The following is a 20,388-nucleotide window of genomic DNA, read 5'->3' as shown; positions in this document are numbered from 1 at the left end:
CTAGAGCCCGACGTCGGAGATGAGGTCGGCCAGCATGGACTCGAACAGCGGTGTCGGGTCCGTGACCGGGAACGGGAACTGGCCGAACACCTCTAGCGCTACCTGGCCATAGAGGCGCACCCAGAACTGCAGCATCACGTAGGCGGTGTCCACCCCGAGCTGGTCCGGGTGCAGGTCGACGCCGGACTCGGCGATGGTGCGCAGCAGTTCGTCGCGGAAGGTGGTCAGGTCGGGCACGAGGGCGTCGGGGACCTCGACGCCGGGTCGGGTGATGGGCAGTCCGTTGGCCAGCACCCGACCCGCGACGGTGAGGAAGATCCGCCCGAACGAGTCCTTCGCGGTCCCCGGTGTGGTGACCGGGCAGTGCACGCCCGCCGCCGCCGGGGAGGCGAACACCAGGGCGAACTCCTGCGGGTGCGCCAACGCCCAGCCGCGGAAGCCCCGGCAGATGGCCAGCACCTGCCCGACGTGGTCGGTCTCGGCGATCTCCACCAGGTCGTTGCCCAGTTCGACGGTCAGGTCGTCGCACACGTCGGCGCGCAGGTGCTCGATCAGGTCCTCGCGGGAGTCGTAGTAGCGGTAGAGCGCGGGCGCGGTGATGCCCAGCTCCCTGGCGATGGCGCGCAGGGTGACCGCGGCCGGACCGTCGTTGACCAGCAGGGCCCGTGCCTGCTGGCGGATCTCCCGGTCGGTGCCCGCCCGGTCCCGTTCGCGGCGTGTGGCCTGCGTCATGTGGTCACCCCGTGCTCTTGTGAACGCCGTTAACTCCACCGTAGTGTGACCCCAACGAGTGAACGGTGTTTACCGGCCCGCCGGTGGCCGCGTGTGCACTGCGGCGTCCCGGGAGGAATCGCTCAATGTTCGCATCATGGGGATCGGTGATCCACCGTAGGCGGTGGCTGGTGCTGGTGGCCACCCTGGTCGTCACACTCGGTGGCGGCCTGTGGGGGCTCGGCGTGTTCGACGAGCTGACCCAGGGCGGCTACGAGGACCCGGCCAGCGAGTCGTCGCAGGTCAACCGGATCATCCAGGACGAACTCGGGCAGAAGCCCGCCGACGTCGTGGTCCTCTACGGCGCCCCGGACGTGGACGACCCGGCGGTCGCCGCTCGGGTCACCTCGGCCCTGGACGCCCTGCCCAGCTCGGCCGTCGCGGCGCGGGTCGACTACTGGTCGGCACAGCAGCCCGCGCTGGCCAGCCCGGACAAGAAGCTCGCGATGGCGACGATCACCCTCGCCGGTGACACGTTCGACGCCCGCCAGGACGCGTTCGCGGTGATCAAGGACGCGCTGCCGGTGCCGGGGATCGACACCCAGGTCGGCGGGAAGGTGCCGACCGAGCAGGCGATGACCGAGCGGTCCAACGCCGACCTGGCGGTTGCCGAGGCGATCTCGCTGCCGGTGACGCTGATCCTGCTGGTGCTCATCTTCGGCAGCCTGGTCGCGGCGGCCCTGCCGGTGCTGGTGGGCGGTCTGGCGATCTTCGGGTCTTTAGGTGTGCTGCGGTTGTTGAGCCTGGGTCTTGAGGTCAACACCTTCGCGGTGAACGTGGCCACCCTGCTCGGCCTCGGTATGGCTATCGACTACGGCTTGTTCACCGTTGGCCGCTTCCGCGAAGAGCTCGCGGCAGGACTATCGCCAGCTGCGGCTGTCCGCCGCACGGTTGCCACTGCCGGTCGCACGGTGGCGTTCTCGGCGACCCTGCTGGTGATCGCACTCGCCGGACTCTTGGTCTTCCCCATGGACTTCCTCAAGTCCATGGCATACGGCGGTATGTCTGCCGTCGCCATCGCCGCGATCGTGTCGCTCACCCTCTTGCCCGCGCTGCTGGGCATCCTCGGTCACCGCGTAGACAAGCTGTCCCTACCTTGGCGCCGTAAGACCAGCAGCGAACCCCGCCTCTTGGGCAAGGTCGCCGACGCCGTCATGCGCCGCCCCGTGCTGTTCGTCGCCCCGATCGTCGCCGTGCTGGTCTTGCTGGCGCTTCCGTTCGGCGGTGCGCGCTTCGGTGGCGCGGACGAACGCCAACTGCCGCCGGGAGATCCGCACCGGGCCACCGCCGAGGCGATCGCCAACAACTTCCCGGCGGCGGGCAACGACACCGTCAAGATCGTGCTGCGCTTCCCGAGCACGCCGGACCAGGCCGCGGTCGGTTCGTTCGTGGCGGCGGCCAAGCAGGTGCCGGGGGTCGCGGACGTGGCGCCGAGCGGTGCGGGCGGGAACGTGGTGCTGCTGACCGCGCCGCTGAAGGACGAATCGTCGTCCCCGGAGGCCCGAGCCGCGATCGACGGCTTGCGCGCGTTGCCGTCGTCGGCGCGGGTGATGGTCGGCGGGTTCCCGGCGCTGGTCGCGGACTCGGTGACGGGGATCGTCGACCGGGTGCCGTGGATGGTCGGGATCCTGGTGCTGGCGACGCTGGTGCTGATGTTCCTGGCGTTCGGGTCGGTGCTGCTGCCGGTGAAGGCCGTGGTCATGAGCGCCCTGAGCCTGTCGGCGACCTTCGGCGTGCTGGTCTTCGTGTTCCAGGAAGGCCACGGCGCGGGGCTGCTGGACGTGACGCCGCAACCCGCCCAGGCCGGGATGATGGTCCTCATCGGCGCCGTCGTCTTCGGCCTCTCCACCGACTACGAGACGTTCCTGCTGTCGCGCATGGTCGAGGCCCGCCACTCCGGCCTGTCCACCCAGGAGGCGATCAAGTCGGGCCTGCTCCGCACCGGCCGCATGATCACCGCCGCCGCCCTGCTGCTGGGCGTGGTGACCGGCGCCTTCGGCATGTCCTCCCTGCAGAGCATGCGCTTCATCGGCCTGGGCATGATCGTCGCCCTGATCCTCGACGCCACCATCGTCCGCATGCTCCTAGTCCCCGCCACCCTCCGCCTCCTCGGCGACGCCGCCTGGTGGGCCCCCGCCCCACTGCGCCGCCTCCAAGAACGCGCAGGCCTCTCCGAGATCGAAACCCCCGAAGAAAACCGAGAACTCGAGCGCGTCAACTAGCTGCGGCGAACCCACCGGCGGTCGCGCCGCCGGTGGGTCTAACTGCACGGAAGCCACTCGCAGCGCGCTTGGCAGTCCACCACAACAAATCGGCCAACTCCTCGACGCTTGGGCTAGCTGTAGCGGGCTTCGACTCCCCTGGACTCGCCCGCGTTGTCGATGGCGGTGCGGAGGTCGGCTAGGAACTGGTCGACCACGCGGTCGTGTTCTGGGGAGACCATCAGGTGTAGGGCGTCTGGGTCGTTTTGGCGGTCCAGGTGCCAGCCCTGGTCGTCTAGTTGGTCGCCGATGGCCATGATGTTGGGGGCGGTGAAGGCGATTACCGAGGCGATGGGGTTGCCTAGGACGGTTAGGCCTAGGGCGGTGGCGGTGGTGCGGATCTTTGTTGCTGTGGTGAGGATTCGGTCTACTAGGCGGGTGTAGCCGGCGGTGCCTAGGTAGCGCATTACGGACCAGGCGGTAGCTATGGGGGCGGCGGGGCGGGCGCCGGCTAGGGCTAGGGAGCCGTAGAGGCCGCCGGGCCAGTCTTGGTACAAGAAGGCTTGGTATTGGAGGACGTGGTCGCCGTTGCGGTGCAGTAGTACTGATGCGCCTTTGGTGGCGTAGCCGTACTTGTGTACGTCGGCGGACATGGTGGTGACGCCGGGGATGCGGAAGTCGAAGGCGGGGGCTTCGGCCATGAAGGGGAGTAGGAAGCCGCCTACGCAGGCGTCGGTGTGGAAGGGGATGTCGCGGGCGGCGGCTAGAGCGGCCAGTTCGGGGATCGGGTCGACGACGCCGTGGGGGTAGTTGGGGGCTGAGCCCGCGACGAGGGCGGTGCGGTCGTCGATGAGGTTCTCGGCGGCGGTGACGTCGGCGCGCAGGTCGGCGGCCAGGGGGATCTGGACGAGTTCCAGGCCGAAGTACTTGGCGCCCTTGGCGAAGGCCGGGTGGGCGGAGCGGGGGACCACCAGGGTCGGTGAGGTGATCCCGCGTTCGGCGCGGGCGCGGTCGCGGGCCACGCGGATCGCCTGCATGATCGACTCGGTGCCGCCGGAGGTCATCGAGCCGGACGCGCTTGCCGGGGCGTTGAGCAGCCCGGCCGTCATGGCCACGACCTCGCGCTCCATGTCGGCCAGCGACGGGAAGCGGAACGGGTTGAGCGCGTTCTCGTGCAGGTACAGGCCGTTCGCCTCCTGGATGACCGCGTCGACGTCCGCGCCAGCCGGGTAGATCAGGCTCCACGTGCGGCCCCCGCGCCAGTCGGCGTCGGCGGTCTTGCGGGCGCGCAGGTCGGCGAAGAGGTCCTCGCGGGGTACGCCGCGGTCGGGCAGGGAGACGTCGGGCAGGTCCATGCGCTCATCTTCGCCGAACCCCGATTTACCTGACCGTGTTACTCTTTACTCGTGCAGGTAACAGTAACCGAGGCGGCGCGCCGCAAGCAGATCACCGAGGCGGCGACCGAGGTGATCGCCCGGCTCGGGTACGCCAAGACCTCGTTCGCCCGGATCGTCGAGCACGCGGGCCTCAGCAGCACCCGGCTGATCTCCTACCACTTCAAGGACAAGAACGACCTGATGCTGGCCGTCCTGATCACCGCTGTTGGCGCTGCCGACGTGCAGATGACCGAGCGACTCCAAGGCACTACGGGCCGGGTCGACATGCTGCGTGCCTACATCGAGTCGCAGGTAGATCTCCTGCGCACCCATCCGGACCAGGTCAAGGCGATCAGGGAGATCGCGGCGAACCTGCCCGACCTCGCGCCTGTGCAAGAGGACTTCCGCGTCGGCAGGCTTGCCCGTCAGCTCACGCAGGGGCAGCGCGAAGGTGTCTTCCGCCAGTTCGACGTAAGAGTGATGGCCAGGACCATTGCCAACGGCATTGATGGAGCCGACAGTGAGACCTACGGCCGCGAGTTGGCCGACCTGTTCATCCGCTCCTGCGTCGGATAAGACGGCTGCGCTCCAGGCAGGGTTACCGACAACGCCGCCACCTTCACCGCAGACCGCACTGCGTCGACAAGTTGGTCCCCGTTCGCTAGCGCTACCGCCAACGCGCCGGTGAACGCATCGCCTGCGCCCGTCGTGTCGACCACCTCGACCTTGGGCGCGGGCACGGTAGTCGTACCTTCGGCCGTAACGACATCAGCGCCCAACGCACCCCGGGTGACTACAGCCGACCGCACACCTAGCGCCAACAGGTTCCCCAGCCCGGCCGCCTCATGCTCGTTCACCACCAACGGGTCCAACACCGCCAACACCCGCTCGGACAGGATCGCGACCGGCGACAGGTTCACCACCGCCCGAACCCCAGCCCGCTCTGCGGCTAGGACCGCGTGCTCGACCACCGGCACCGGCACCTCGAGCGAGGCCACCAACGCCGCCGCCCCGTCGAGCCGCACGTCCTCGGGCCGCACGTCCGCGTTCGCGCCCGGCGACACGATGATCGAGTTCTCGCCGTCCGGCGTCACCGCGATGTAGGCGACCCCGGTCGGCCGCTCGGCCCGGCGCACCCCGGTCACGTCCACGCCCGCCCCGGTCAGCGACGCCAGCACGAGATCGCCGAACTGGTCGCTGCCGACCGCCCCGACGAACCGCACCGGGGCACCCAGCCGGGCCGCCGCGACGGCCGTGTTCGCGCCCTTCCCACCCGGCAGGACCCGGGTGTCACCCCCGAGCACCGTCTCGCCAGGACCCGGCCGCCGGTCCACCGGAACCACCAGATCCGCGTTCGCCGAGCCCACTACCACAACCAGACCACCCACGGCATACACCCTAGTCAGCGGCCGTTGCCATTAGCGAACGTGCGCAAGTGTGAACGATCAGGTAGCCAAGCGGATCCGGAGTGCCACACTGTGCGTCAGTTGTGACGCACCCCATGGGTGCTCAAGTCCCCGGCGCGAGCCGGGCGTGTCACCGGCGTCGGTCGCGTAGCCCCCCGAGCGACCGACGCCGGTGTCCTATAGGGCGTTAGACCTCGGCCAGCGCCTTGCGGACGATCTGCAGCAGCGGATGCGTCTCGCGCCCCCTCCGCGTCGCTGCGACCACGCGGCGGTGGGGTGGGTTCGGCGTCACCGGCACAACCTGTTCGGTGGAGATCCCGCCTAGAGCGGTCCGCGGGATAAGAGCCACCCCGACCCCGGCAGTCACTAGAGCCGCTGCGGCAGTGAAGTCGTCGGACGTGTGAGTCACGCGCGGAGTGAAGCCCGCCGTTTCACACGCCAAGAGGAGGACGTCGCGGCAGGGGTTACCCGGCAAGGGAACGACCCAGTCCTCGGCGGCCAGGTCCGATAGCGCTACCTCAGCTCGGCCCAGCAGCGGGTGCCCAGGAGGCAGCACCGCGTCGAACGGTTCCGTATAGAGGTGGTCCCACACGATCCGGTGCTCGCTCGGCGCCTGGCCCGTGTGCATCGTGATGGCGATGTCGATCTCGCCGTCGAGCAGCATCGGCAGGCTGGCCTGGCCCTCCGCGTCGCGCACCAGGACAGTCACCCCGGGCGCGGACACCCGCAGTGCCGCGATGGCCGGGGCCACCACGTTCGTGATCGCCGACGCGAACGCGGCGACCTTCACCTGGCCCAGCTCACCCGTGCCGAACGCCGCCAGCCTGGCCTCGGCCCGGTCCAACTCCGCCAGCACCGCGTCGGCGTGCTCGACCAGCAGCTCCCCCGCCGAGGTCAGCCACACCCGGCGCCCCTTGCGCCGCAGCAACTCCTGGCGGACCTCCGACTCCAGCGACGCCAACTGCTGCGACACCGCCGACGGGCTCAGGTGCAACGCCTGGGCGGCCGCCGTCACGGTGCCGTGGTCAGCCAGAGCACGCAGTACCCGCAGCCGTCGAGGGTCGATCACCCGCACATAGTGCCTGATCAGTCGCCGATCACCGGTGGTGCGGCCTTGGGCGTGGCCCCATACACGACCTCCGGGTCCTCGTCGTAGGCGTACCGCCGGACGTGGACCGTGTTCCCCCAGTTGTCGTAGTACCGCTGGAAGAAGCGCGAACCCGGGTGCGGTGGCTCCCAGGGCTGCGGTTCCGGCGCCCGCCTGCGCGGCAGGTAGTCCGGCTCGGGGAACACCGGCTCGAGGGAACGGGTGACCGACGGGATCGCGGGCGGGTGCGGCGCGGTCTGCTGCGGGATCACCCGCGCGGGCTGGGCTGACGCCGGGCCGAAGACCGAGTCGGTCGCGAACGGGCTGGCGACCGGGCGCGGGGTCCAGTCCAGCGAGTGCTTGGGCTCGCGCAGCCGCAGCACGCCGAGGAAGGCGACGCCGAGGGCCCAGCCGAGCTTGGTGAGCTTGCCGGGCACCTCTTCCAGGTCGGCGAGCCACTCCTCGGTGTAGCGCTCGGCCTTGTCGGGCGGCCGCAGCCGCCGCGCCGCCCAGCCGAGGACCTTGCGGGCCAACCACGGCGACACCTCGCCGCACTCGGCCACCACCATCGGCACGGCCAGCGCGACCACAACGAACAGCACGACCGAACTCATGACCACCCCCTCCACTCTGGTGCCGGTTGGGGCGCGAAGCCGCGCACGGCGGGGGCCGTGCGCTGGCGGATCGCGCCCCGGTGGTGCAGCAGCAGGGCTCGGGCGGCACCGAGGCCGTCGGGGCTGAGCCGGTAGAAGCGCCTGCGGGGACCGCGGGCGCTCGGCTCGTCCTGTTCCCAGGCGCTGACCACCCAGCCTGCCTCTTCCAGCCGGGCCAGGATCGGGTAGACGCTGCCGGTCTTGCGACCCGCGTTCTCCGCGATCCTGAGCCCGTAGAGCTGGTCGTCCGGGCCGAGCAGGGCTTCCAGGACATCCAGCGTCGCCGCGGTCACGCGGAACGGCGGGATGTCCATGGGGAAACTCTATCTATATAGAGTTGGCTGGTCAGCGTCCGATCAGGCCATCTTGTCGCGCGCGGTGATGAAGGCGTCCACGGCCCGGTTCACGTCCTCGGTCGAGTGCGCGGCCGACATCTGGGTCCGGATCCGGGCCTTGCCGTGCGGGACGACCGGGTAGGAGAAGCCGATCACGTAGACGCCTTGGTCGAGCAGCAGGTCGGCCAGCCGCGCGGCCTCGGCGGCGTCGCCGATCATCACCGGGATGATCGCGTGCTCCCCCGGCAGCAGGTCGAAACCCGCCTCGGTCATCCGCGACCGGAACAGCGCGCTGTTGTCCCGCAGCCTGGTCAGCAGGTCCGCCGAGGAGTCCAGCAGGTCGAGGGCGGCGATGGCGGCACCGGTGATCGACGGGGCCAGCGAGTTGGAGAACAGGTACGGCCGCGACCGCTGGCGCAGCAGTTCGACGATCTCGGCGCGCCCGGAGGTGTAGCCGCCGCTGGCGCCGCCGAGGGCCTTGCCGAGGGTGCCCGTGTAGATGTCGACGCGGTCGCCGACGCCGAAGTGCTCGGGGGTGCCGCGGCCGGTGGCGCCCATGAAGCCGACCGCGTGCGAGTCGTCGACCATGACCAGGGCGTTGTACCGCTCGGCCAGCGCGCAGATCTCGTCGAGCGGCGCCAGGTAGCCGTCCATGGAGAACACGCCGTCGGTCGCGATCAGGCGGTAGCGGGCACCCGCGGACTCGACCAGCTGCTTCTCCAGGTCGGCCATGTCCCGGTTGCGGTAGCGCTTGCGGCCCGCCTTGCACAGCCGGATGCCGTCGATGATCGACGCGTGGTTGAGCTCGTCGGAGATCACCACGTCCTGGTCGGTCAGCAGCGTCTCGAACAGGCCGCCGTTGGCGTCGAAGCAGGAGCTGTAGAGGATGGTGTCCTCGGTGCCGAGGAACCGGGAGATCCGCTCCTCCAACTCCTTGTGCGGCGCTTGGGTGCCGCAGATGAACCGCACCGAGGCCATCCCGAAGCCCCACTCGTCGAGGGCCTGCTTAGCGGCCGCGACCAGCGCCGGGTGGTCGGCCAGCCCGAGGTAGTTGTTCGCGCAGAAGTTCAGCACCTCGTCGGGGCCGCCGACCCGGACCGCGGCCTGCTGCGGTGAGGTGATGACCCGCTCGGCCTTGTAGAGCCCGGCCGCGCGGATCTCGTCGATGGTCCCGCGCAGGTCTTCGCGCATCGCGCCGTACATCAGCTCTCCCAGTCGAGGATGACCTTGCCGCAGTCGCCGCCCCGTGCGGTCGCGAACGCCTCGGCGTGGTCGGTGTGGTGGAACCGGTGGGTGATCACCGGCGAGAGGTCGAGCCCGGCCTGCAGCAGCACCGACATCGCGTACCAGGTCTCGAACATCTCCCGGCCGTAGATCCCCTTGAGGGTGATCATCTTCAGCACCACGGCGCTGAAGTCGACGGCGATCTCGCGCGCGGGCAGGCCCAGCATCGCGATCCGACCGCCGTGGGTCATGTTGGCGATCATCTCGCGCAGCGCGGAGGGCTGGCCGGACATCTCCATGCCCACGTCGAAGCCCTCGGTCATGGTCAGCTCGTCGTAGACCGCCGCGATCCGGGTGGTGCTGACGTCCAGGGCGACCGTGGCGCCGATCTTGCGGGCCAGCTCCAGCCGGGGCTCGCTCACGTCGGTGACGACCACGTGCCGCGCGCCCGCGTGCTTGGCGACCGCCACGGCCATCAGCCCGATCGGGCCAGCCCCGGTGATCAGCACGTCCTCGCCGAGGACCGGGAACTGCAGCGCCGTGTGCACCGCGTTGCCGAACGGGTCGAAGATCGCCGCGACGTCCAGGTCGACCTGGTGGCGGTGCACCCAGGCGTTGCCCTCGGGCAGCACCGCGTACTCGGCGAACGCCCCGTTCGTGTGCACCCCGAGGCCGACGGTGTTCGCGCACAGGTGCCGTCGACCGGCCCGGCAGTTGCGGCAGCGGCCGCACACCAGGTGCCCCTCGCCGCTGACCAGGTCGCCGACGGAGACCTTGGTGACCGCGGCGCCCACCTCGACGACCTCGCCGACGAACTCGTGCCCGAGCACCAGCGGCGCCTTGATCGTGTTCGCCGCCCAGTCGTCCCAGGCGTCGATGTGCAGGTCCGTCCCGCAGATGCCGGTGCGCAGCACCCGCAGCACGACGTCGCCGGGACCCGGGGTCGGGTCGGGCACGTCGAGCAGTTCCAACCCGGGACCCGGGGCTGGTTTGACCAGAGCCTTCACAGCGTCCTCCCTGCGGCGGGTGGCACACCCCCCGCGCGGGAGTCTCGCGCTGACTACGTCGCGGGTCCATCTGGACTTTCCGCACTGCCTTGTCAGGGAGTCCGCACAGTCAGCCGCGACAGTGGAGGTAGTGCCTCATGTGTCCCAGCTGATCCTCCACGGCTTGCGGATGGTCAGCGACCCGATGCGGGTGTAGTGCGGGCGCCGGATCTTCACCGACCCCGCCTTCACCCGGCCGGTCAGCACGAACCGCGGTCCGCCGGACCCGGCGCCGACCTTGTTCTCCACCTTGCCCGCGACGACGTCGATGTCGTCGGCGACGCACGAGGCGTTCTCCGGCAGCAGCAGCTCGACCGAGCCGCCGGTGACTTCGAGGGTGATCCGGACGTCGGCGTGGTTGATGACCGCCTCGGTGAAGTCGAACTCGCTGGAGCCCATCCAGTTGTTCACCACCATCTCGCGGGGAACCTGCCAGGCACCTTCGCGCTTGATGCTGGACATCCGCGACCGGAACTCCTGCGGCGGGATCGCGGTAGGGCTACCGGGCTCACGGTTGATGACGCCCGCCAGATCGACCAGAACGGCGTTGAGCTCCGCGCGGGTCTTAGCGGCCAGGGCGATGTCGGTGCGGACGGTGAACTCGTCGAGGGTGAGCATCCCGTGGCCGATGGCCTTCTGCAGGATGCCGACGACGTGCTCCCGTTCGGCGTCGGAGACCCGCAGGTCCCGAGGGTTGATCGGGGCGGGGAGGGATTCGGTGCTCACCCCACCAGACTACTGCTGCGGATCGGCGTCGAGCCCGTGTTCGATCGCGTATCTGGCCAGCTCGACGCGGTTGTGCAGTTGGAGCTTCCGCAGCGTGGACTGCACGTGGTTCTCGACGGTGCGGTGGGATAAGAAGAGTCGGTCGGCGATCTGGCGCGCTGTGAGTCCTTTCGCGACCAATCGCAGCACCTCGGTCTCCCTGTCGCTCAGCCTGGGCGCGGCGGCCTCTTGCGGTGCCGCAGCCATCCGGCGGTACTCGCCGAGTACCAGCCCGGCCAGCCCTGACGTGAAGACGGCGTCCCCCGCGGCGGTACGGCCGACCGCGTCGACTAACTCCTCCGCCGAAGCGGACTTCACGAGGTAGCCGGAGGCTCCCGCCTTCACCGCTTCCAGGACGTCGCTGTGCTCACCGCTGGCGGACAGCACCAACACCCTCGTCTCGCCCAGCTCGGCGGTGATCTCCCTGGTCGCGTCCACGCCGGAGCCCTCGCCGAGGTTCAGGTCCATCAGCACGACGTCCGGTCGGACCGCGCGCGCGATCCGGACCGCGGACGGCGCGTCCCCCGCGGTCGCCCGCACCTCGAAGCCGCGCTCGGACAGGTCGCGCGCCACCCCGTCGCGCCAGATCGGGTGGTCGTCGACGACCATCACCGTGATCATCCGGTCAGCCACTGTTCCTCCCCCGGTTCGGGATCCGGACCTCCCACTCGGTGCCCTGGTCCGGACTGGTCTCCAGGGTCGCCGTGCCGCCGAGCTCGGCGACCCGGCCGCGGATCGAGCGGGCCACCCCGAGCCGCCCCTGCGCCTCGGCCGCGGCCAGCCGCCCCGGCTCGATGCCCACCCCGTCGTCGCGCACGCTGACCACGACCTCGTCGCCCAGGTCCTCCAGCAGCACCCAGGCCCGCGCGTGCGCGCCCGCGTGCCGGTCCACGTTCTCCAACGCCTCGCGCACCAGGTACGCGAGTTCGGCGGCGGCGCACTCCAGCACCAGCACCGGGGTCGCGGGCACCGCGACCTGGTAGCGGTCGGTGGCCAGCACCTGCAGCCTCGGTCGCAGGTCGGCCTGCCCGTTACCGGTCGACTCCAGCGGCGCGGCCGCCACCAGGGCCCGCAGCGCCACCTCCTGGGTGCCCGCCAGTTCGGCCAGCTCGGCGGCCTCCCCACCCAGCTCCCGGCCGCGCTTGCGGACCCGGGCCAGCACCTGCAGGACGCTGTCGTGGATGGTGCGCGCCAGCCGCTCCCGCTCAGCCGTCGCCGCCTCCGCGCGCATCGCCATGGCCAGCCGCTCGGCGGACTGCTTGGACGTCGTCGAGGCCAGCCCGACCACGAACCCGACGCCGACCAGCAGCACGAAGTCCCGGGTCAGGTCCGTGTCGAGGTAGCCGCGCACGCCGTAGTTGAAGGCGGAGACCACCGCGCCGAACAGGGTCCCGCCGAGCATCCCCGAGCGGACCGCGCCGACCGCGACAACGGCCGTCACCCAGACCGTGGGGACCAGCGGCACGTTGAGGACGGTCAACTGCTCGTGGGTGAGCACCAGCCGCGACACGCACATCACGGCGCAGCAGACCCCGAGGTCGAGCAGGGTGAACCAGCGGGTGACCTTGCTCTGCCGCAGGTAGTAGACCGAGGTGGCCGCCGTCCACACCGCCATCGCGCCGATCGTCACCCAGGCCAAGGCGGTGCTGGCGTACTCACCGGCGTGCGCCAGCACCACCCCGGCCGCGAATAACCAGGTAATCACCCGCAGCAGTACGGCGGCGCGCCAAAGGGGCTTCAGCGCGTCCTTGCGCACGGTGCGGGGCGAGCTCACGGTCTCGGAGATTCCTCTTCGGACTCGGATTCCTCGTCGTCCTCGACCGCGTTCGGCTGCGACGCGGCGTCGTCGAGGACGTCCACCTCGTCCGGATCTGTCCCGCCCTCGTGCAGCAGCGACCGGACGCCCGCGTTGAGCACGGCCAGCAGCGGCACCGACAGCAGCGCGCCCGCGATGCCCGCCGCGATGAGGCCGACACCGATGGCCAGCACGACCGCCAGCGGGTGCAGCTTCACCGCGCGGCCCAGCAGCAGCGGCTGCAGGACGTGGCTCTCGATCTGCATGATGCCGATGACGATCGCGAGCACCACCAGCGCCGAGATGAACCCGTTGGCGACCAGCGCGATCAACACCGCGACCGTGCCTGCCACCAGGGCGCCGATGATCGGGATGAACGCGGTGAGGAACACCAGCGCGGCCAGCGGCACCACCAGCGGCACACCGACGATCCACAGGCCGATGCCGATGCCGACCGCGTCGAACACCGCGACCGCCGCGGTGGCCCGCACGTAGCTGACCAGCGACGAGAACCCGCGCCTGCCCGCGACGTCCACCCGGTCGCGCACCGGGGCGGGCACCCCGCGCACGACGAAGCGCCAGATCCCGGCGCCGTCGAACAGGAAGAAGATGAGGATGAACAGGGTCAGCAGCAGCCCGGTCAGCACCTCGCCGATGGTGGCCGCGGTGGTGATCGCGCCGGAGGTGATCGCCGACTGGTTGGCCTTGATGGTGTCGACGGTGTTCTGCAGGAACGAGCGGATCTGCTCCTTGTTCACGTGCAGCGGGCCGTCGGACAGCCACTTCTGGATCGCGTCGAGCGAGTCGTTGACCTGGCTCTGCAGCTGCGGCAGGCCGTTGGTGAACTCGGTGATCACGAAGGTCAGCACGCCGCCGACCACCGCGATCCCGCCGACCAGCACGATCACCGTCGCCAACGACCGGGGCACCCGCCACTCGACGAGCTTGCCGACACCGGGGGCCATGAGCGCCGCGAGCAGTAAAGCGATCGCGACCGGGATCACCACGTGGGCGAAGTAGCCCAGCAGCCAGATGATGACGTACAGCGCGCCGATGATCACCAGGAAGCGCCAGGACAGCGCGGCGCTGACCCGGAGCCCCTTGGGCACCAGCGGGGTGACGTCGTTGGCGGGGAGCGTGGCGCGGTGCTTGAGACCGGCGACGCGGGTTCTGGTCATCGCCGATCACGGTAATCGGTCGAACCGGTCCTCGGGGAAGAAGTTGTCTGATGTGATGGTGGCCGTGACCGCCTACGTGCCGCTCGACGAGCTGACCAAGACCGAGCAGGCGGTCCGGGACTCGTTCGGCACCGGCACCCGGCTGGACCTGGCGGGCCACCCCGACCGGGAAGTGCGCGGCGAGGTGCTCAGCGCGCTGCTGGTCGGCGCCTACCCGCTCGGCGTGGGCGCGATGCCCGCGCTGCGGCTGGACAACGCCGTGGTCACCGGCCGGTTCGACGTCGAGGGCCGCGAGGTCGGCTCGGTCATCACGTTGCAGCGGTGCGACTTCGAGCACGCGCCGGTGCTGCGGATGGCGCGGCTGATCGCGCTGAGCCTGCGCGGCTGCCGGGTGCCCGGCCTGTACGCGCGCAACCTGCGGGTCGGCAGCGATCTGCTGCTGGAGTCCGGTTTCACCTGCACCGGCGTGCTCGACCTCACCGACGCCACCGTCGAAGGAACGTTGCGGTTGGCCGGGGCCGTGTTGCGAAATCCGGGCGCGGCCGCGTTGTTGGGCGCCCGGCTGCGCATCGCCGGGTCCATCCAGGCCATCGCGGTCCAGGTGTTCGGCGAGCTGCGGCTGCGCGGGGCGAACATCGGCGGCAGTGTTCACCTGACCGGGGCAACGCTGTCCCACCCCTCCGGCACCGCGCTGGAGGCCACGGGTCTGGTCGTGGCGGGCAACTTCTCGTGCGACGCGGGCGGCGGGCAGTTCGACGCGGCGGGCACGGTGATCCTGTCCGGGGCGCGGATCGGCGGCGACGCCGTGTTCTCCGGCGCGCAGTTGCACGACGCGCGCGACGGCGACGGCCAGGTCCTCGTGCTGCCGAGGGGCACGGTCGACGACCGCTACGTCCTCGACGCCGACCGGCTGCGCGTCGACGGGGACGTCAAGCTCGACGCCGGGTTCACCGCGCGCGGCACGGTCGGTCTGCGCGGCGCCCAGGTCGGTGGCCACCTGCTGCTCTCCGGGGCGACCATCGGCCACCGGGCCGCCATCGCCGAGCTGGCGAGGGCGTTCGAGGAGCGGCGTGACGTCACCAAGGTGCCCGTCGCGCTGGTGGCCGACGGTATTGAGGTGCGCGGGGATGTCGAGGCTCGCGGGGCGATCGGCGGCAAGGTCGACTCCGACGGCAACCTGGGGACAGCGCTCTTGGCGTACGGACAGGTCCGGTTGGTCGACGCGCACGTGCACGGCAGCGCAAGCCTGTCCCGCGCTCGGTTGCGCGGACCGGCCATCGACGTCCTCTTCGCGGACCGGCTCCGCGTCGGCGGCACCTTGTTCTTGCGGAAGGTCCGCGCCTCCGGCTCTATCCGACTGCAGAACGCGCACATCGGCTCCAGCCTGGACTGCTCAGGAGCTCAGCTCATCAAGCCGCGCTTGCGTCCGGATGGCTCGCTTAAGCCCTCGCTCGATGCTCGCGTCGCCACCGTCGGCAAGGACCTCCTCTGTAGCCACGGCTTCCGTGCCATCGGCGGAGTCCGGGTGCGGCTGGTCGAGGTGGGCAAGATGGTCACCTTCGCCGGTGCGCGCCTCGGCGGGCGTACCCGGCCGCACCACGTCTTGGTCGACAAGGCTCTGTCGGCGTACGGACTGACCGCGCAAGAACTCGTGCTCGTCTTCCCCGAGCGGCGTCCCCCGCAAGGCGCGGTAGTCCTAACGCGAGCATCGGCTGTGTCTGTCATCGATGGCCCTGGCTTGTGGGCGGCCAAGGGCGGCGTCGAGCTTGAGGACTTCTCCTTCACAGCGCTTAGCGCCGTACCGGACGTTCCGGTGAAGACCCGCTTGCAGTGGCTGCGCAAGGTTCAGCCCGACTTCGCACCCGGTCCCTACGAACGACTGGCCGCCGTCTACTCCGATGGCGGCGAGGAAGAACTCGCCCAACAGGTCCACCTCGAACGGCAGCGCCGCCGCTACGCCGAACTCCACCTGGCAGGCAGGCTCTGGGGTCGGCTGCAGGACTACACCGTCGGTTTCGGCTACCGGCCGTGGCTCGCCATGGTGTGGCTCGCGCTGTTCTGGTTGCTGGGGACGCTGTGGTTCAGCGGGCACGTCATGGACAAGCTCGACAACGACGTCAACCCGGTGTGGAACCCGCCGCTGCTGGCCACCGACCTGCTGCTGCCGATCATCGACCTGGGCCAGGACAACAAGTGGCGGATGGTCGGGGCGTCCCAGTGGATCTCCGGGGTGTTGATCGCCGTGGGCTGGATCCTGGCCACCACGGCGGCCGCGGGCGCGACCCGGGTGCTCAAGCGCGGGTGACCACAGCTGTGGACAGCTCGCGGCGGTTTTCCGCGATCACCAGGCGTAGTCGCTGAGCGTGATCTGTGGAAACACTCTGTGTTCGTCACACGATCCGGTGGGCATCCAGAGTCACGCGTGCATAACGATGCGTGCGGATGCCAGTGTTCCGGTGCACGGCGCCCCCGCCGTGCCCCCCGGATCTGAAGGCGAGCCAGGAACAGGCATGAGTGGTTACCGCGAGGACCGACAGGTGGGAGAGGCGACCGCGTTGCGACGCGCCGTCTCGCGCACCCTGTTCGTCCTGGGCGGCACCCTCGCCTCGACCGCGGCGGCGTGGGCCATCTGCACCGCCACCGCCGGGGCCGACGTCGCGACCGACCTGCAGCACGACCTGCGGTCAGTGGTCGACGCCGTGCCCGCGCTCGACGCGCCTGCCACCGCCGAGGCCAAGTCCGGCCTGCTCGGGCTCACCGACCAGGTCGGCACGCTCATCGGTGAGCCGGTCGACGCCAGCCGGGTGACCGAGGTCAGCCACGGGGCGACCCAGGCGGTCGACCAGTTCGGCCGCGACCTCGCCAAGCAGCTGCCCAGCCACCTCGGCACCGCCCGGGTCGACCTGCCGCTGCGCGGCACGGCGACCCGCCCAGCCGAGGTGACCCCCGCACCCGAGCAGACCGGGCAGTTCCCGGTCCTCGGTTCCCCCGTCGTCGAACAGGCCACCCCGGCCGCGACCGCCGAGGCACTCCTGCCGACCGCGCTCGACGCCCGGCCCGTGCTGGGCGCCCAGGAGCGCGCCACCGGCAACGGCCTGTCCCAGCGCGGCTCCCCCGAGTCCGCCGACGAGCGGGTCAACCAGCACGCCCCCGCCCTGCCCACCGGCCCCAGCCCGCTGGCGCCGCTGAGCATGCCCGCTCCGGTCAGCCCGGGGCACTCCGGGGCAGGCGCGGCGGACGCGCTCGGGCACGGCCTTGTGGTCGTCATCCCGGCCGACTCCGACCCCACCTCGGCACGCGCACCGCGCAGCACGCCGGTCGCGGCCATCGCCGCCGTCGACGCGCAGCCTGGCGTCACGCCCGACTGATCCACGGCGCGGCCGGGGAGCCACGGCTCCCCACGGACACGCGCCCACGTCCGCCGTGCTCCAGGCCGCGCCAGCCACCGCGGGCCCCCGATGCCCGCACCCCCCATGAAAACCGCGGGTGACCGCCGCCTCCGACGCGCCCGTCGTCGTGGTCACCCGTGCCTGTTCACCAGATGAAGGAGAAACACCTGATGCAGACCTGGGCTAAGCGCGGTTTCCAGACCGCGCTGGTCACCGGCGGCTTGCTGATGCTGGGTACCGGCATCGCCTCCGCCGACGACAACGTCAACCCCGACCAGCCCGCATCGGCGCTGGACGCGAAGATCGTTGTCGACGCCAAGGTGCAGAACAACTCGGTTGGCACCGTGCTGGGTGACAAGCACCTGCCGGGGATCAACCGCTCCATCTCCACCAGCCCGCGCGAGCTGCTCGCCGCGGTGCCCGGTGGCCAGCTGGTCACCCCCCTCGCCGAGTCGGCCACCAACCGGCTGGCCACCGACGCGAACTCGCCGCTGCGCGGCAACAAGGTCGTCAGCGGGGTGACCGTCCCGGTCGACGTCTCCGGCAACGCGATCGCCCTCGGCGGCGACTCGTCGGTGACCAACGACTCCACCCAGGAGTCCTCGATCTCCCGCGAGGTCAGCACCGACGGCGAGGACCGCGCGATCGCGGGCAACGTCGTCAACCTCGACTACGCCGCCCCGGTCCAGGTGACCGGCAACGCGATCAGCGTCGCGGGCGACGCCGAGACGCAGAACACCGCCACCCAGAGCTCCACCGTGGACGGCGACATCACCACCAGCGGCGAGGACGGTGCCATCTCCGGCAACGTCGTCGGCAGCCAGGCCACCACCCCGGTCCAGCTCAACGGCAACGCGATCGCCGCTGGCGGCAACGCCGACGCCGAGTCGACCACCAGCTCCGACAGCCTCGTCGGCGGCGTCGTCTACACCAACGGCGAGGACAGCACCCTCGGCGGCAACGGGGCGCTCGTCCCGCTGGCCGCCCCGGTCCGCGGCACCGGCACCGCGCTCGGCGTGATCGGGCAGGCCAACGCCGACTCGATCAACTCCACCACCGCGCAGGCTGGCCAGGAGAGCCCCGACTTCGCGGGCAACCCGGTCTACGTGCACACCAACGGCCAGGACTCCACCGGCGGCGGCAACATCCTGCAGCCGGGGATCGCCTCGCCGGTGACCTCCGACTGCACCTCCGCGGTCGCGGTCGGCCAGTCCGACGCGGTCTGCAGCTCCGACCTGGTCGCCAGCGCGGGCGGCGGCAACCGATCCGACGGCACCGACTCGGTGCTCGGTGGCGCCATCGGCGTCGTCCCGGTGTCCGCGGCGACCAGCGTGATCGGCAACGCCGGTGGCGTCATCGGCGACGCGTCGACCGACCAGAACAACGTCATCGACACCAGCTCGGGCGGCACCGCGATCACCCGCGGCAACGACAGCGTCCTCGGCGGTTCGCTGATCAACGGCCCGGTCTCGGCCCCGATCGACTCGTGCGCCAACGGCGGCGTCGTGGTCGGCGACTCGGACATCGCCTGCGAGAACATCACCACCACCAGCGCGGGCGGCGACGCCGGTACCGCCGGTGACGACTCCGTCGGTGGCGGCAACTCGGGCCAGATCCCGGTGACCGCCCCCGCCGAGCTCATCAGCAACGGCGTCGGCGTGCTGGGCGACCAGGACATCTACGCCACGGAGACCAAGTTCTCCAGCGCGGGCGGCGACGCCAACACCGCCGACGACGACGCGGTGCTCGCGGCCAACCTGCTCAACGCCCCGGCGTCGCTGCCGATCCAGGTGTTCGGCAACAGCGCGGGCGCGGTGGCCAACACCACCTCCGACACCGCGCTGGAGAACCAGATCAGCGCGGGCGGCCCCTCGAAGTCGACCGGCATCGGCGGCACGGGCTCCGGCAACATCGTGCAGAGCCCGATCAGCAACCCGCTGCAGGCCTTCGGCGCGGGCGTCTCGGCGCTGGGCAACGGCAAGGCGACCGCCAGCAACGTCACCAACTCCTCCACCGGTGACGTCGCCACCACCGACGGCTCGGACGGCAACCTGTCCGGCAACATCGTCACCGCCCCGATCGCCGGTGCCACCCAGGCGTTCGGCGACTCGGTCGCCATCGCCGGTGACAACGAGGCCGGTGCCACCAACGACGTCACCACCACCGCGGGGTCGTCGGCCACCACCAACGGCCGCGACGGCAACCTGTCCGGCAACCTCATCGGTGCCCAGGCAGGCCCGCTCGTGCAGGCCTTCGGTGCCGCGGTCGCGGGTGTCGGCGGCGACAACAAGGCCAACTCGTCCTCGGTCAGCTCCACCAACTCCGGTGGCGACCTGACCACCAACGGCGACCACGGGTTCCTCTCCGGCACCCTGGCCGACGTCCCGGCCGGTGCCTTCGTGCAGCCGCACGGCGACGCCGTGTCCGCGGTCGGCAGCGACGCGTTCGGCATCTCCGACAACAACACCTCCGGCCAGATCGGTGGCACCTCGGAGACCAGCGGCCACGGCGGCAGCCTCAACGGCATCCACCTGACCGGCCCGATCCGCGGCAACGCCCCGGTGTACGACGTGCCGGTCGAGGTGGCCGCGGACGCGATCACCTCCGCCTCGCAGGTCAACACCACGACCGTCGGCGAGCACGGTGCCGACGACGAGACCCCGCTCCGCCTGCCCACCGTCGGCGGCCTCGGCGTCACCGAGCTCCCCTTCAACGGCGTGTTCGGCGGCCTGCCCATGCAGCGCTCGTACTCGAGCACCCCGCTCGACGGCCTGCTCGGCGGCGGTGGCCTGCCCACCAGCAACCTGACCGGTGGCCTGCCGACCAGCAACCTCACCGGTGGCGGCCTGCCGACCGGCAACCTCACCGGCGGTCTGCTCGGCGGCGGTGGCCTGCCCAGCACCGGTGGCCTGACCAGCACCCTGCCGGTGCACGGGATCCCGACCGGCCGTTCGCGCGCGGACGTCCCCGGCCTGAGCACGCTGCCGACCGACAACCTGACCGGTGCCTTCTCCGGCAACCTGTTCCAGGCGCCGTCGCTGCACCAGCTCCCGGTGCAGACCCCGGCGCTGTCGGGCATCGACGCCACCTCGGCCCTGCCGGGTGTGTCCTCGCTGACCGACACCCAGTCGCGTCTGGCGAACCTCTTCGACTGATAGCCGC

Annotated in this window: 17 protein-coding genes; 5 read left to right on the top strand and 12 right to left on the bottom strand. The window is 70.7% G+C overall.

Annotated elements, in window-relative coordinates:
• Window positions 1-732, bottom strand: coding sequence for a TetR/AcrR family transcriptional regulator (locus LV75_RS14195; RefSeq protein WP_253887361.1), 732 nt, complete (start codon window positions 730-732; stop codon window positions 1-3).
• Between the two features lie 146 nt (window positions 733-878).
• Between LV75_RS14195 and LV75_RS14190 the strand changes: the two genes are divergently transcribed.
• The gene (locus LV75_RS14190; RefSeq protein WP_253887360.1) at window positions 879-2,993 is read left to right on the top strand and encodes an MMPL family transporter; all 2,115 of its coding nucleotides are present in this window, start codon (window positions 879-881) and stop codon (window positions 2,991-2,993) included.
• Window positions 2,994-3,106: 113 nt separating this feature from the next.
• Here the strand turns inward: LV75_RS14190 and LV75_RS14185 are convergent, their stop codons facing one another.
• The gene (locus LV75_RS14185; protein WP_253887359.1) at window positions 3,107-4,327 is read right to left on the bottom strand and encodes a pyridoxal phosphate-dependent decarboxylase family protein; all 1,221 of its coding nucleotides are present in this window, start codon (window positions 4,325-4,327) and stop codon (window positions 3,107-3,109) included.
• A gap of 51 nt (window positions 4,328-4,378) precedes the next feature.
• Here LV75_RS14185 and LV75_RS14180 point away from each other — a divergent pair, with 51 nt between their 5' ends.
• Window positions 4,379-4,924: a TetR/AcrR family transcriptional regulator gene (locus tag LV75_RS14180; RefSeq protein ID WP_253887358.1), complete on the top strand. Its 546-nt coding sequence runs from the start codon at window positions 4,379-4,381 to the stop codon at window positions 4,922-4,924.
• On the opposite strand, the gene LV75_RS14175 is transcribed toward LV75_RS14180, so the two are convergent.
• The 10 genes from LV75_RS14175 to LV75_RS14130 form a co-directional block, all read right to left on the bottom strand.
• Complete coding sequence (locus tag LV75_RS14175; protein WP_253887357.1) at window positions 4,876-5,736, bottom strand: ribokinase; 861 nt, start codon at window positions 5,734-5,736, stop codon at window positions 4,876-4,878. The two genes, LV75_RS14180 and LV75_RS14175, sit on opposite strands and share 49 nt — an antisense overlap.
• 205 nt (window positions 5,737-5,941) lie before the next feature.
• A complete protein-coding gene (locus tag LV75_RS14170) occupies window positions 5,942-6,823 on the bottom strand; it encodes a LysR family transcriptional regulator (protein ID WP_253887356.1) in 882 nt (293 codons plus the stop codon).
• Between the two features lie 17 nt (window positions 6,824-6,840).
• Window positions 6,841-7,455: a hypothetical protein gene (locus LV75_RS14165; protein WP_253887355.1), complete on the bottom strand. Its 615-nt coding sequence runs from the start codon at window positions 7,453-7,455 to the stop codon at window positions 6,841-6,843.
• Window positions 7,452-7,808, bottom strand: a complete 357-nt coding sequence (locus tag LV75_RS14160; RefSeq protein WP_253887354.1) for a PadR family transcriptional regulator — start codon at window positions 7,806-7,808, stop codon at window positions 7,452-7,454. The genes LV75_RS14165 and LV75_RS14160 overlap by 4 nt, the downstream gene beginning before the upstream one ends.
• A gap of 42 nt (window positions 7,809-7,850) precedes the next feature.
• The gene (locus tag LV75_RS14155; RefSeq protein WP_253887353.1) at window positions 7,851-9,032 is read right to left on the bottom strand and encodes a glycine C-acetyltransferase; all 1,182 of its coding nucleotides are present in this window, start codon (window positions 9,030-9,032) and stop codon (window positions 7,851-7,853) included.
• The gene (tdh, locus tag LV75_RS14150) at window positions 9,032-10,060 is read right to left on the bottom strand and encodes an L-threonine 3-dehydrogenase (protein ID WP_253887352.1); all 1,029 of its coding nucleotides are present in this window, start codon (window positions 10,058-10,060) and stop codon (window positions 9,032-9,034) included. Before tdh ends, LV75_RS14155 begins: the two co-directional genes overlap by 1 nt.
• Window positions 10,061-10,195: 135 nt before the next feature.
• A complete protein-coding gene (locus LV75_RS14145) occupies window positions 10,196-10,825 on the bottom strand; it encodes a DUF1707 SHOCT-like domain-containing protein (protein ID WP_253887351.1) in 630 nt (209 codons plus the stop codon).
• Window positions 10,826-10,834: 9 nt separating this feature from the next.
• Complete coding sequence (locus tag LV75_RS14140; RefSeq protein WP_253887714.1) at window positions 10,835-11,485, bottom strand: response regulator; 651 nt, start codon at window positions 11,483-11,485, stop codon at window positions 10,835-10,837.
• Between the two features lie 4 nt (window positions 11,486-11,489).
• A complete protein-coding gene (macS, locus tag LV75_RS14135; RefSeq protein ID WP_253887350.1) occupies window positions 11,490-12,638 on the bottom strand; it encodes a MacS family sensor histidine kinase in 1,149 nt (382 codons plus the stop codon).
• A complete protein-coding gene (locus LV75_RS14130) occupies window positions 12,635-13,837 on the bottom strand; it encodes an AI-2E family transporter (protein WP_253887349.1) in 1,203 nt (400 codons plus the stop codon). Before LV75_RS14130 ends, macS begins: the two co-directional genes overlap by 4 nt.
• 52 nt (window positions 13,838-13,889) lie before the next feature.
• Between LV75_RS14130 and LV75_RS14125 the strand changes: the two genes are divergently transcribed.
• The 3 genes from LV75_RS14125 to LV75_RS14115 all read left to right on the top strand — a co-directional run bounded on the left by LV75_RS14125 (window position 13,890) and on the right by LV75_RS14115 (window position 20,381).
• Window positions 13,890-16,142 (top strand): translocation/assembly module TamB domain-containing protein, encoded by a 2,253-nt coding sequence (locus tag LV75_RS14125; protein ID WP_253887713.1) that lies wholly within the window; start codon window positions 13,890-13,892, stop codon window positions 16,140-16,142.
• Window positions 16,143-16,347: 205 nt separating this feature from the next.
• Window positions 16,348-17,205: a hypothetical protein gene (locus tag LV75_RS14120; RefSeq protein ID WP_253887348.1), complete on the top strand. Its 858-nt coding sequence runs from the start codon at window positions 16,348-16,350 to the stop codon at window positions 17,203-17,205.
• Window positions 17,206-17,396: 191 nt separating this feature from the next.
• Window positions 17,397-20,381, top strand: coding sequence for a beta strand repeat-containing protein (locus LV75_RS14115; protein ID WP_253887347.1), 2,985 nt, complete (start codon window positions 17,397-17,399; stop codon window positions 20,379-20,381).
• The last annotated feature ends 7 nt before the right edge of the window (window positions 20,382-20,388 follow it).

Origin of the sequence: Actinokineospora diospyrosa (assembly GCF_024171925.1) — a bacterium.
Lineage (GTDB): Bacteria > Actinomycetota > Actinomycetes > Mycobacteriales > Pseudonocardiaceae > Actinokineospora > Actinokineospora diospyrosa.
The sequence above is the reverse complement of the archived record's forward strand: the minus strand, read 5'-3'. Positions and strand labels throughout refer to the sequence as shown.

Coding starts and splice junctions, on each gene's coding strand:
- LV75_RS14195 (WP_253887361.1), bottom strand. CDS start 732: ATGACGCAGGCCACACGCCGCGAACGGGACCGGGCGGGCACCGACCGG.
- LV75_RS14130 (WP_253887349.1), bottom strand. CDS start 13,837: ATGACCAGAACCCGCGTCGCCGGTCTCAAGCACCGCGCCACGCTCCCC.
- LV75_RS14155 (WP_253887353.1), bottom strand. CDS start 9,032: ATGTACGGCGCGATGCGCGAAGACCTGCGCGGGACCATCGACGAGATC.
- LV75_RS14185 (WP_253887359.1), bottom strand. CDS start 4,327: ATGGACCTGCCCGACGTCTCCCTGCCCGACCGCGGCGTACCCCGCGAG.
- LV75_RS14140 (WP_253887714.1), bottom strand. CDS start 11,485: ATGATCACGGTGATGGTCGTCGACGACCACCCGATCTGGCGCGACGGG.
- LV75_RS14120 (WP_253887348.1), top strand. CDS start 16,348: ATGAGTGGTTACCGCGAGGACCGACAGGTGGGAGAGGCGACCGCGTTG.
- LV75_RS14165 (WP_253887355.1), bottom strand. CDS start 7,455: ATGAGTTCGGTCGTGCTGTTCGTTGTGGTCGCGCTGGCCGTGCCGATG.
- LV75_RS14115 (WP_253887347.1), top strand. CDS start 17,397: ATGCAGACCTGGGCTAAGCGCGGTTTCCAGACCGCGCTGGTCACCGGC.
- LV75_RS14160 (WP_253887354.1), bottom strand. CDS start 7,808: ATGGACATCCCGCCGTTCCGCGTGACCGCGGCGACGCTGGATGTCCTG.